The 12,951-nt window shown below is 37.8% G+C and carries 11 protein-coding genes; 4 read left to right on the top strand and 7 right to left on the bottom strand.

Annotated features, from left to right (window positions below):
- Positions 1-376 precede the first annotated feature (376 nt).
- A complete protein-coding gene (locus tag M5121_RS08180; protein ID WP_249570884.1) occupies positions 377-742 on the bottom strand; it encodes a YbaN family protein in 366 nt (121 codons plus the stop codon).
- Positions 743-842: 100 nt separating this feature from the next.
- On the opposite strand from M5121_RS08180, the gene M5121_RS08175 reads away from it, so the two are divergent.
- The 3 genes from M5121_RS08175 to dapE all read left to right on the top strand — a co-directional run bounded on the left by M5121_RS08175 (position 843) and on the right by dapE (position 3,226).
- The gene (locus M5121_RS08175) at positions 843-1,724 is read left to right on the top strand and encodes a DUF1853 family protein (RefSeq protein WP_249570883.1); all 882 of its coding nucleotides are present in this window, start codon (positions 843-845) and stop codon (positions 1,722-1,724) included.
- A 100-nt stretch (positions 1,725-1,824) separates the two neighbouring features.
- Positions 1,825-1,968, top strand: a complete 144-nt coding sequence (locus tag M5121_RS08170) for an entericidin A/B family lipoprotein (protein ID WP_017196706.1) — start codon at positions 1,825-1,827, stop codon at positions 1,966-1,968.
- Between the two features lie 124 nt (positions 1,969-2,092).
- Positions 2,093-3,226, top strand: a complete 1,134-nt coding sequence (dapE, locus tag M5121_RS08165; RefSeq protein ID WP_249570882.1) for a succinyl-diaminopimelate desuccinylase — start codon at positions 2,093-2,095, stop codon at positions 3,224-3,226.
- Between the two features lie 50 nt (positions 3,227-3,276).
- Here dapE and M5121_RS08160 read toward each other — a convergent pair whose 3' ends face one another.
- The 6 genes from M5121_RS08160 to pilG form a co-directional block, all read right to left on the bottom strand.
- A complete protein-coding gene (locus M5121_RS08160; protein WP_004664651.1) occupies positions 3,277-3,732 on the bottom strand; it encodes a hypothetical protein in 456 nt (151 codons plus the stop codon).
- Between the two features lie 11 nt (positions 3,733-3,743).
- Positions 3,744-8,195, bottom strand: a complete 4,452-nt coding sequence (locus tag M5121_RS08155; protein WP_249570881.1) for a hybrid sensor histidine kinase/response regulator — start codon at positions 8,193-8,195, stop codon at positions 3,744-3,746.
- Between the two features lie 156 nt (positions 8,196-8,351).
- Positions 8,352-10,439, bottom strand: a complete 2,088-nt coding sequence (locus tag M5121_RS08150) for a methyl-accepting chemotaxis protein (RefSeq protein ID WP_241307107.1) — start codon at positions 10,437-10,439, stop codon at positions 8,352-8,354.
- A 47-nt stretch (positions 10,440-10,486) separates the two neighbouring features.
- A complete protein-coding gene (locus M5121_RS08145) occupies positions 10,487-11,023 on the bottom strand; it encodes a chemotaxis protein CheW (RefSeq protein ID WP_005162018.1) in 537 nt (178 codons plus the stop codon).
- A 39-nt stretch (positions 11,024-11,062) separates the two neighbouring features.
- Entirely contained in the window at positions 11,063-11,425 is a 363-nt protein-coding gene (locus M5121_RS08140; RefSeq protein ID WP_249570880.1) for a response regulator, read from the bottom strand.
- A 19-nt stretch (positions 11,426-11,444) separates the two neighbouring features.
- Entirely contained in the window at positions 11,445-11,828 is a 384-nt protein-coding gene (pilG, locus tag M5121_RS08135) for a twitching motility response regulator PilG (protein WP_004652356.1), read from the bottom strand.
- Between the two features lie 280 nt (positions 11,829-12,108).
- Here pilG and M5121_RS08130 point away from each other — a divergent pair, with 280 nt between their 5' ends.
- Positions 12,109-12,765: a hypothetical protein gene (locus M5121_RS08130; RefSeq protein WP_249570879.1), complete on the top strand. Its 657-nt coding sequence runs from the start codon at positions 12,109-12,111 to the stop codon at positions 12,763-12,765.
- Positions 12,766-12,951: the final 186 nt, after the last annotated feature.

Genomic DNA, 12,951 nt, shown 5'->3' with positions numbered 1-12,951 from the left:
AAAACTTCATTGATGACTTTATTCTCGATAAAAATCATCTGCTACCACAGAGAATCTATAAATAATAGTGCGTAAGTCCTATTAAATATAAAAAACAAAACAGCATAGTAAGATCAAACATGCTGTTTTAGATCAGCAAAAGTAGTGTTTTAATCAATTCTCAGCGCTAAGGATTGCTTTTCTTAACAACGTAACTCACGGCATATGGGTCATATTTGGTGCGAGGTCTTGCCATTAAGGAAAAGCTTTAAGTTTGTTTATCCTCGTCACTCGCGGCATAGCCGCTCGTCTTGCGCTCGGACAAAGCGTTGCTTTTCTTAACTCGCCACTCGCAGCATAGCTGCTCGTCTTGCGCTCGGACAAAGCGTTGCTTTGTTTATCCTCGCTCAGGCTCGGGTCTTAACCACAACCACACAGCAACAATAAACATAGTGAGATCTGTAAAAATTTTGACAAGGAATGGTGCGTTGGTAAACAGCATTAAAATACCACTCATTAGCATCATAATACTGGCTATCCATTTTGCTTTACGCGGTACTGTCCCATTTTCACGCCAATTGCGTAAGGTCGGTCCGTATTTAGGATGATTTAAGAGCCAAGCATCCATTTCAAGCCATCCTTTCGATGCAGCCCATGCTGCAAGGATTAAAAACACAGTGGTTGGCATGCCTGGTAAAATTGCTCCAATGATTCCTAAAATAATAAAAATCACAACTAAACTACGCCAGAACAATGTTTTCATTGAGTAATTAACCAACACATGTTTACAACCATGCTAGTATAAATTGTTTTTATTGCTCTTTCTTAAACTTAACTTATTATTTCCATGATTGAGTAACAGCATGTCGAGCCTAATGAGTACGACCCTTTTTTTTGAACCTTGGTTGCAGTTTAAGAATCCTATAGTACGTCACTTGGCTTTTTGCATCGCGAGTCCAAATATTTTAGCTCGAATCCCGCCAGATTTAGTGATAAAGCATACTTTTGAGCTCCATTCTGATCAAATCTGGCAAACTCATTATGAACGCTATGAAGAACGCTTAAAGCAACTTGATCAACATCCACAAGCCCTCATTGATTTTCTTGCTCAACTCAAAAGTACTCGCCTTGGGCTACGATTCGAGAACTTACTTTGGTTTTGGTTATTAGATGATAAGTATCATCACTATCAACTTTTAGGCCATAGCATTCAAAAAATTGTAGGATCGGTTACGCTAGGTGAACTAGATTTCGTCATTTTAAATAAAGACACGCAAGAAATTGAACACTGGGAAGTTGCGCTAAAGTATTACCTAGGTGAAAGTAACTTAGACTTAGCGCAATGGTATGGGCTAAATCGAGAAGACACATTACAAAGAAAATTGAAGCATTTCACTCAACGTCAATTTCAGTTTGCGGATGCAAATCATCATCAGATTCAACGAAGATTTGCGATTATGAAAGGGCAATTATATTTACCGACTGATTTGAATCAGTTTGCACTCCCCAACTGGGTCAACTCATCCCGACGTTTGGGATTATGGGGAACTAATATTCCCACAACAGATTACTATCGATTACAACGTCATGAATGGTTATGTCCTAATCAGCAACCATCCTCAAAAAATGCAACATGGTGGACAAATGGTCTTTATTATCATGAAACACCTAGCCCCTCATTTTATATGTTTCGCCAACCGTCTTTATTATTCATTAGATCTTCTTCATCAGATTATTTTTTATAAAGTAACATTTTATAACACTTCTACTATCAAACCATTATGTTTATTTTCTGCTTTTTTTCTTAGCCTCTAAGAACATCATAATTACATTTAAACGGAGAAGATGATGAAAAAAATCTTAGTTGCTTCAATCATGACTGCTTTTGTTTTAACTGGTTGTAATACATTTAAGGGTTTTGGGCAGGATGTATCTAAAGCGGGTGACAAAGTTACTCAAACTGCTGAAAAAACTCAGGATAAAATGTAATTTTAGTGAACACCCTTCGCAAAACCTTATCTAAATATAGATAAGGTTTATTTTTGCATACCTTTCTCTATCATATTCCCCTATTATATCGGTTCAGATTTCACCAGATTTAACCACATCTCGCATGAACCATTCCGATACTCTTGAACTTAGTTTACAGCTCCTACGCCAACCTTCTATCACCCCTGTTGACCATGATTGTCAAAATATTATGGCCGAGCGTTTAGCAAAAATTGGCTTTAATATCGAAAACATGCGTTTTGAAGATGTTGATAACTTATGGGCACGCAGAGGCACTACAGCACCTGTTTTTTGTTTTGCAGGTCATACAGATGTCGTTCCTACAGGCCATTTAGATGCTTGGAATTCAGATCCATTTTTACCAAGTATTCGTGACGGTAAATTATATGGTCGTGGTTCAGCAGATATGAAAACAGCACTGGCTGCAATGGTGGTTGCATCTGAACGTTTTGTGGCGAAGCATCCGAACCATAAAGGTTCTATTGCATTTTTGATTACATCTGATGAAGAAGGTCCTTCAATCAACGGGACAGTGAAGGTCATTGAAACTTTAGAAGCACGTAACGAAAAAATGAACTGGTGCTTGGTAGGCGAACCATCGAGCACACATCAATTAGGCGATATCGTCAAAAATGGTCGTCGTGGCTCTTTGAATGCGATTTTGACTGTTCATGGCAAACAAGGACATGTGGCCTACCCTCATTTAGCAGAAAATCCTATTCATTCAGCATCGAAGGCTTTAACTGAACTGTGCGATACTGTTTGGGATAATGGCAATGAATATTTCCCTGCGACCTCTTTCCAAATTTCAAATATACAAGCTGGAACAGGTGCAACCAACGTAATCCCAGGCACACTAAAAGTTACTTTTAACTTTCGCTACTCAACTGAAGTGACAGCTGAAATTCTCAAACAACGCGTACTTGAGACTTTGGATAAATATAATTTAACTTATGATATTCAGTGGACACTATCAGGTTTACCTTTCCTCACCCCTGTTGGTGAATTAGTGAATGCTGCAAAAACAGCGATCAAAAATGTGACTGGTGTTGAAACTGTTCTATCGACAAGTGGAGGAACTTCAGATGGCCGCTTTATTGCACCTACGGGCGCTCAAGTTCTAGAATTAGGCGTATTAAATGCAACAATTCACCAAATCAATGAACATGTAAATGTCGATGATTTAGAGCCACTTGCTGAGATTTATGAGCAAATTTTAGTTGAATTACTTGCTTAACATACAAGTTGAGGCAATAAAAAAGGAACTCTTTTGAGTTCCTTTTTTATTTATAACCCTAGTTGGGTTTGAATATTTTGTAGATGAGGGACATAAAACTGTTTTTCCCCAATCTTGACATATTTAAATACGTTATTGTCATCAATGTCTTTTTCTTCATCTACAATTTCAGAAATACGTAAACGAATGGATTCAGGCATTTCATTACAAACCAAAGCAAATCGTTCTGAAACGTCATCACCTTCAACCACCAACGCTACCCCATTTTTATTTGCTGGATCATTTACAGCATAAATAGGAAGTTTGAGATCATGCCATTCAACATGATCAATATTGGTTTGTGTATCCATCGCTGATAACACGATATTCTGCGGTAGCAGCATTGGAACTTTTTCATGACATTTAATAATATAAGCGTCAATAAACCCTGTTGATACCGTAATTAAATGTTGTAACTCTTGTTGGTCAATTTGCCCCAAACCTGAGTTTGCGCTTTTTTTTACCATTAATTTTTACCTCATGAGCGCACTGTTAGTAAACTTTCAATATTTTCCAAGAGTGTTTCTTCTTGGAATGGTTTACCCATATATTGATTTACACCAAGTGATAGAGCACGTTCACGATGCTTTTCACCCGTACGTGATGTAATCATGATAATTGGTAAATCGCGATGTAATTCATGATGTCGAACAAGGTTTGTCACTTCGAAACCATCCATACGCGGCATTTCAATATCAAGTAACATCAAGTCTGGCTTAATGGTTTCAAGCTGCTCAATCGCATCCACACCATCTTTCGCAGTTACAACATCATAACCTTGACGCTCTAATAGGCGCGAAGTTACCTTACGTACAGTTACCGAGTCATCGACGATCATAATCAAGCGACGTTCATCATAGCGCTGCTTGGTATAAGTTTCATCAGCCTGTTTACTACGTGCTGTAGACTGTGCTTGTCGAGCAATATTTTGACCATCTAAGATCAAACATACCTGACCATCACCCATAATCGTCGCACCAGCAATCACCCCGATACTTGAGAACTGTTGTCCAATAGGTTTTACAACAATTTGTCCACGAGAACCAATTAACTGATCAACAAGTAATGCTGTTGTTTGCCCCTGCGCACCTTTAACCAACAATACAGGCAATGAATGAACAACGCCATTTAAACGAGGAATCGGCTGCCCAGCAACAAATTCAGATAAATAACGTAAACGATAACTTTCTTGATCGATCTTGAAATAATCGTCTTTACTTTCAAAGTATTGTTCTAATGCCGCAGGTGAAATACGAACAATACGGTCAATTTGTGCAAGTGGGAAGGCAAACTGTTGATCGCCTGCTTTTACCATCAAGGCATCACTTACAGCTACTGTGGTCGGTACTCGAATGGTAAATGTTGTTCCTTTACCTAAAACAGAGTTAACGCTCACATGACCGCCAAGCGCTTTAATATCGCTCTGAACAACATCTAGACCAACACCACGCCCAGAAATTTGTGTAACTTGTGCAGCCGTACTAAAACCTGGATGGAAGATAAATTGCAGAATTTCTTCATGGTCAAGTTTCTGCTCTTTAGTCATTAAACCTGTTTGAATCGCTTTATCTTTAATGCGATTCACATCGATACCTTTACCATCGTCACTAAATGTCACAACAATATCAGTACCCTGACGACCAATATCTAAAGCGATATGTCCAGTTTCTGGTTTCTTCGCTTGTAAACGTTGCTCTCTGTCTTCAATACCGTGGTCAATTGCGTTACGCAACATATGTTCAAATGGCGCAACCAATTTTTCCAAAATACTACGGTCTAATTCACCCTCAGTATTGTTAACAATTAATTCTGTTGGTCGGTTTAAAGTCGATGCTGTTTGACGAACAATACGTTGTAAACGTGGTAATAATCGAGAGAAAGGTACCAATCGGGTACGCATCAAACTTTCTTGAATTTCTGCTTGAATACGAGATTGTTGTAATAACAAACCTTCCGTATCACGGATCTTCTCAGAAAGTGTGGTCTTAAAGTCAACCAAGTCCGACGCGGATTCCGCAAGAGATTTTGACAACTGATTTAAAGATGAATATTGGTCCATCTCTAATGGGTCAAAATCTGCATAGCGAGAGTTCTCACCACCATGACGTGCGATAATTTGACTTTCTAACTCACCTTCCATTCGGCGTAACTGATCTGCCAAACGTTTGATCGCAAGCTCCATCTCCGTTAATGTACCGCCCAATTGACCAAGGTCCATTTCGATACGCGAACGGTTAATCGCATTCTCACCTGACAAGTCAATCATTTTCTCAATGACGTCAGCGGAGACACGAATCATCTCATTATTTTGTTCAATACGTTCGGTCGTTTCCCACTCACCTAACATTGATGGAGGTTCTGTACCATCACCTTGAACAAACTCCATTGTATATTCTGGAGTGAAAATATCTTTAGCTGAGAGCTTTTGTGGAAGTTGTGCTGAAACATCAACAAACTCCATATTCTCTAAACTTTGTTTTAAGCCGTCAAAGTTTGCATACTGACGTTTGGAAATCGCATCACTCAACCAAGCCAGTGCTGTATTGAGAAGATTATCGTAAACATTTGAATTGAAATGATGTACACCAAACTGTTCAAATGCATTCTCGAGATGATAAGCAACAATCGCAATTGCATCTAACTCAGCCATACGTGCACCACCTTTTAAACTGTGGGCATTACGTTGTAACTGTAAGAGCAAACTACGATTACCACGTTGATCAAACCATTGTCTTAATAGACCTTTGGCTTGTTCAAGTAGTTCTTCTGCTTCTTCTAAGAATGTTTGCTCAACAAGAGAACGAACATCATCATCAAGGGCAACTTCATGAACAATTTCAGCATTTGAAGTATCTTCTAGAACTTCTTGAGCTTCGACCAATGAGAATTCATCAATTGATAAGTCCGTGAGATCATCCGTTTCGATCACAGCGGCAACATGATTTTCGGCTACAGGCTCAAAAGTAACAGGTGATGACGAAGTAAAATCAATAGATTGATTTGCTTGCTGAAGCAACTGAAGTACGTGTGTAGCTGGATAATCGACTTGTTTATCACGAACAGTTTGAATTCGATCTGCAATATCATCTTGTACTGCACGAATGACTGCGATTAATTGTGGGTTCGGTTGTAACTGCTGATTGATTAATTTCTCATAAATTGTTTCCAATTCATGTGCAATTAAACCAATATGACCTGCTTGAATCATATTTGAACCACCTTTTAAGGTGTGCAAATATCTCATCAAGTTTTTCAATGCACCTACATTTTGTTGATCAGCTGTCCATGTATTTAGATCAGCATCAATACCAACCAATAATTCATCAGCTTCTTCAAGGAAGATATCTAACAAGTCTGGATCAAAGTCACGATTTGAATCACTTGATTGCAAGCTTTGTTTATCTAAAGCGAATTGTGCAGCTAAAACACTCACATCAACTTTATTACTAGACGGCTCAAATTCAGCAATCGGTGCTTCAACTAAACCTGCTTTTTGCTCAGTTACAGGAGCTTCCAAGAACTCAATATTTTGCTGCGTAAATGAACTCAATTCATTTAATACAAGTTCATGTACCTTTGTCAAAGTCACACGCTGCCCTGCAGCCAAGGTATCAAACAATTGAATGAACTGTTGATGTACTTGATAATACAGTTCAAAAGCATAATCAAGATTCAGTAAATCTGGCTTAAATAACAGATCTTGATAACTAGAACGTAACAAACTTGTATATTGATACATACCAATCGTCGCATGATGATGAGTATGTTCTAATAAAGTTTCAGTTTGCTGACTTAACAGTTGGATATATTGAGGAAATTCAGTACGCGCACGTTTCTCAAAATCAAACTCAACGTCAAGAAGGTCATTGATATTCAATTCTAGTAATTGTGAAACTAAACCCTGTGGACGTAAAGATTCGCCTTGTTTTTCTTCTAATTGGAAATCGTAGCTATCCCATGCAACATTAAAAGTATTATAAATTTCTTCAAATTTCTGTTGCGAACCTTGGTGTTTCAACGTGTGCAAATAGTCACGAACAAACTGTGCATAGTGTGTCAAAAGTGCCGTTTCATCAGAACTTGAATCAAGCTCTTCTTGCAATAATGTTTTGAATAAATTCTCAACTTTCGAACTTGCTTCAAACACATGCTCAACATGCGCCATAGCAGAACTGCCACGTAGAGTATGAAGCGCTCGAATTAGCGTATTATAATTATCATTTGTCGGACGATCATTTAGTAAAAATTGATCGATCGTAGTCAAATGATCTTCTGCTTCTTCCAAGAAAATCGATAATGTTTCTTTGATTAACGCTTCATCATCTAGTGGATGACCTATAAATACAGATTCTGAATCTGCGACATCAACAGTCTTCTCTTCTACGACAGTATCCACATTTACGGATATCAATTCGAGACCAGTTTCAGCGTTATCATTCAGCATATTCGATAATTGTAATAACTCAGCTAGCGCTGGTTCTATACTAAGTTGCTGCTGTAGTTGCTGACCTAATAAAACCAAAGGTTTTAAATCTATCTGATGTTTTTGAACCAATTTAAAATCATGTACAAGTTTAAAGCGGTAGATATTAAAAACCGCTTTTACATAATGTTGAATATCTGAATTCAACAACACTGTACCTGCAAGTACTCGATTTAAAGTATCTTCAACCGTCCACGCCAATTCACCTGAAGATTTGGCGCCAACCATCCTTCCAGAACCTTTTAAGGTATGGAAATGTCGGCGAATATCTGTGAGCACATCTTGTTGATTTGGCTGTTCAATCCATTGACCGATTAATGGCTCTAATTCAACAAAGATTTCATCTAATTCTTCAATAAAAATTTCAAGAATTTCTGCATCTTGCTCAAGATAACTATCTTCAGGAAGCGTCATCGTTTCAACTAACGTTTTTAATATTTCTTTCATAGCGGCTTCTTTCGTTTTTATCCACTAATTGTGGCTAAAAATTACGTGTATCTATCACACAAGATGTAGCTCCATGTTAGTCATCATCTTGTAGAGATATTCTACATCTCTTCAAAAAAGGGAAAGGACAGATATGCTCTGCCTCCCCTTTGCTGCTTATTCAGGTAGCTTAAAGTCAGTTACAGATTCACGTAATGATTCAGCCATATTTGCCAATTCAGAAACCGAACGAGCTGTATCAAACGTTGCTGTAGTCGTTTGTGACGTAATTTCTTGTACAACATTCATCGTTGTTGCAATGTGACTTGCTGATGCAGACTGAAGTTTTGCTGCATCAGAAATGCTCGCAATTAATTTAGCCAAATCACCAGATACCGTTTGAATCTCATCAAGTGCAATACCCGCATCTTTTGCCAAGTTCGCACCACGAACAACTTCTGACGTCGTTTGTTCCATTGAAATAACAGCTTCGTTCGTATCTGTTTGAATGGTTTTTACTAAGCTTTCAATCTGTTTCGTTGCTGATGCAGAACGTTCTGCAAGACGCTGTACCTCGTCGGCTACGACTGCGAAACCACGACCTGCTTCACCAGCCATAGATGCCTGAATCGCTGCGTTTAATGCCAAGATGTTAGTTTGGTCGGCAATATCGTTAATTAGGGATACGATGTTACCAATCTCTTGAGATGATTCACCCAAACGCTTAATACGCTTTGAAGTTTCTTGAATTTGTTCACGAATGTGATCCATACCTTCGATCGAGCGGTTTACAACTTCTGCCCCATTCGATGCAATTTGTACAGATCGTTGTGCTACTTCAGCAGACTCGGATGCATTCGAAGATACTTGGTCAATCGACAATGCCATTTCGTTCATCGCTGCTGATGCACCTGCAATTTCTTGCGCCTGATGTTCAGAAGCTTCTGCTAATTGGTTGGTAATATCTTGAGTATCTTGAGTATAACGAGCAACTTCTTGAGATGTTTCAGTGATTCGAGATACAAGGTCACGTAATTGATCGATTGCGAAGTTAATCGAGTCGGCAATCGCACCAGTAAAATCTTCTGATACTGTTGCATATGAACGTAAATCACCATCTGCTAAGTCGGCAATTTCATCTAGTAAACGTAAAATTGCATTTTGGTTACGGTCATATTCATCTTGTAGACGAGTTACACGCTCTTTATCTGTATTACTACGTAGAGTAAGTAATTGTAGTGCAGAGAAAATCAATAGACCTAACGCACCAATTAATACAACACCTGCAATAACGTTACCCCAACCACCCTCTGCTTTGTTAGATAAATCGTTTAATGACGTTAATAAGGCATCAGATTGAGAAAAGATTTGCGAAGATGCTTGGCGTACGCGAACAATTTGGTTTGCGTTTTGTAATACTGTTGCTGCAGCTGATTTCAATACTGCATCATAATCAGATTTAATACTATCTAAAGACTCACGTAAATCAGGAGATACAATACGATCTACACCAAGTTCTGTACTACCATTTAATTGTGCATTTAAATAAACACCAAAGGTATCGATATCCGCTCCAAAGTCATTAGCTGAAACGTTTGAATTATCGGTACCGACTAAAACAGAGTTAATCGAACGTAAAATACGTTCAGCAATAAACACTTGGTTTTTCGTGATAATTACCTGACTACTTGGCATATTTTCACGAACCATCTGATCAACCATCAAGTTATATTCAGCCTGAATTTCAGGAATCGTTTCACTGATCGAGATATTTGTATCGTATAATTGATTGATGACTTTTTGTTGTGAAGCAATTAACTCAATATTCTTAGAAACACTCGTCCAAAGTGCGTTTGCTTTTTTATACTCTTCTGAACCAGTACCATATACACTTTCAACCGTCTCTAAATTCTCAGCAAAACGCTTTTTAGATTCAACTAAACCTTTCATTGCTTCAGGTGTACCAGATGCCGTCGCCTCAGTTGCCTGACGAGAAATCATCTGAGATAACAAGCGTAACTCACCCAAACTACGGGTTAACTGGTTATGACGAGGAACACTCACGAATAAATAAATTAAGAGGATAACTGCAAGAACTAAAGCACCAATCGCACGGTATAGAATTGGTTTCGACTTTTCAGTTTCACCAAATAAGCGAGAAAACTGATCAATTTGCGTTCGAGCATTCTCTAAAAATGCACCACCACTCTTAAGACCGGTACTATCACCACTACTACCATTTTTCTTTTTAAGTTTAAAGCCCATGTCAGCTTCTCCCCTGAATACGCGTTTATTTTCCGTAGCGTATCAAATTAGTTTATAAATTTTATTGATGCATTCATATATTGAGGATTTTGCAACAACCGACTCAGTAAAAACACATGCCATTGCTGATTATGTTGATGGAAGTATCCCTGACAATAATCTTTCAATTTATCATCTAGATCAGCACTTTGTGAAAAGAAACTCTTTTTATTAAAGTGCTGAATCCCAAGAACTTGGTCGACAACCAAACCCACATAATGGTCTTGATGGCTAATGCATATTACTTTTTGTGTTGGTGAAAACTGACTCCGTTGTCCTGAAATAAAATGTGTTAAATCAGAAACTGAAAGCAATCGACCACGAATATTTGCCAAACCACGTACCCATGCCTGAGTATTAGGAACAGGGGTATATTTTGGAGGATAAATCACCTCCGAAATCTCCCCTAATGGTGCAACGAAATATTGCCCTAACATCTCAAATGCGATACCAGACCAACGGCTGACTTCATTTTGAGTTGAAGCATATTGTTTGTTGCCTCGCTTGGATAAGCGAAGCAATTCGATAAATCCATTTGCTGCCATACCCTATCCCGTATTGAGTAATGAAAAGGCTCGTACGAATTAACTTAATAATTGTTTAATCACATTAATGAGCTGTTGCTCATCAATCGGCTTGGTCAAATAATCACAAGCACCTTGACGCTTACCCCAAACACGATCTGTTGCCTGATCTTTGGTACTTACGATCACAACAGGAATATGCTGCGTGTCTTTACCTTTGCTAATTTGGCGTGTCGCTTGGAAACCATTCATTCCTGGCATTACCACATCCATTAATACGAGATCTGGTAGTTCTGCTTGCGCCATTGTGACACCGTCAGCGCCATTGGTTGCTTCTAAAACTTCATAACCGTGTTTAGTCAAAATTTCTCTAAAGCGAAATGTTTCAGTAGGTGAATCATCTACAATAAGTATACGAGCCATTTTTTCCTCAATTTAAATTTTATGCGCTAACGTGATTACGAATCGCATTTAACAGCTCATCTTTACTAAATGGCTTAGTTAAATATTCATCAGAACCCACAACACGCCCTTTAGCCTGATCAAACAAACCGTCTTTGCTTGACAACATAATCACTGGGATATTTTGGTAATTTAAAGAATTTTTAATCAGTGCACAGGTTTGATAACCATCTAAACGAGGCATCATGATATCGACGAACACGATATCAGGATTTGCTTCTGCAATTTTTGATAATGCTTCAAAACCATCAACAGCGGTGATCACCTCACAACCTTCTCGTTGTAAAAGCGTTTCAGCTGTACGACGAATCGTTTTTGAATCATCAATCACCATTACTTTCAAATTTTGAAATTTATCTTCCATTTAATTGTCCTGCCCCATTCACTCAATACAAATTATGGTTGGTTTAATTTGTTTTATACACATCAGTTGATATTTTTAACATATCTTTACTTGCATTATCAATGAAGTTTTTTGAACCAACCTATCATTTTTCAACAACAATAACAAATTGCTCACACTTTTCGTCAAATTCCTAAATTTTTTGTATACTCACTATTTTTAATTATCTAAATAGCTACTAATATACAACTGATTATTATTTAAAAATAAGTGATTTAGTTAACTTTTTCCGGGGAATGTAATGACTGGTTCGTTAAAGTGCAGTTTCGGCATTAGCCACTTTACAACGATTGCTCGTAATTACATTTGCGCGTTTTTTTTATTGATTTTTTGCAGTTCAAGTTTTGCAGCCACAGAGCAACCCAGAGCTGTATGGTATCGTTATTATGATAAAAATGGTGTTGCTAATGTGAGTACATCAGTTACGCCCGAACATATTCGTTATGGTTATGAAGCACTTGATCGTAATATGCAAGTGATCAAACGCAACCGTGCTTATAACGCAACAGTAGATGTACAACAATCTTCTCGTCGCGAATCTATTGCACGTCAACGCGAACAAGATATGAGATTAAAGCGTGCTTATGGAAATACAAAAATAGCGGCAACAAAAAGAGATCAAATTTTGGCTAGTTTGAAAAAGCAACTTAATTATCAACAACAACAATTACAACAGCTTCAACAAGACAAAATTGGATTTAAGCGACAAGAGATGGAATATCATCGTAAGGGAGAAACGCCCCCCGCTCAACTCAAAAATAATTTAGACAATAATGCCAAGAATATTGAAAATGTAAAAACAACAGTAGAAAGTTTACGTAATGCATATCATAAAACTGAAACAGATTATGCTGATATTATTAACCGTTTAAAAAATATTGAACAAGAAACACAATAGACTTAGAATTTTTCTTGCATGGTCTCTCAAAAATATTAATTCTAACTTTTCATAGTTTTAATTCATTGAGCTTGCTTTAGATTACACGAAATTCAATGATTCATGTCATAATGCCAATTGCTTAAAACCGAGTAGATAATTTTGCTCGTTTGAGTATTTCTAAATAACACTTAACTTTAGGACAGT

The sequence above is a fragment of the Acinetobacter sp. ANC5681 genome, assembly GCF_023488045.1.
Lineage (GTDB): Bacteria > Pseudomonadota > Gammaproteobacteria > Pseudomonadales > Moraxellaceae > Acinetobacter.
The sequence above is the reverse complement of the archived record's forward strand: the minus strand, read 5'-3'. Positions and strand labels throughout refer to the sequence as shown.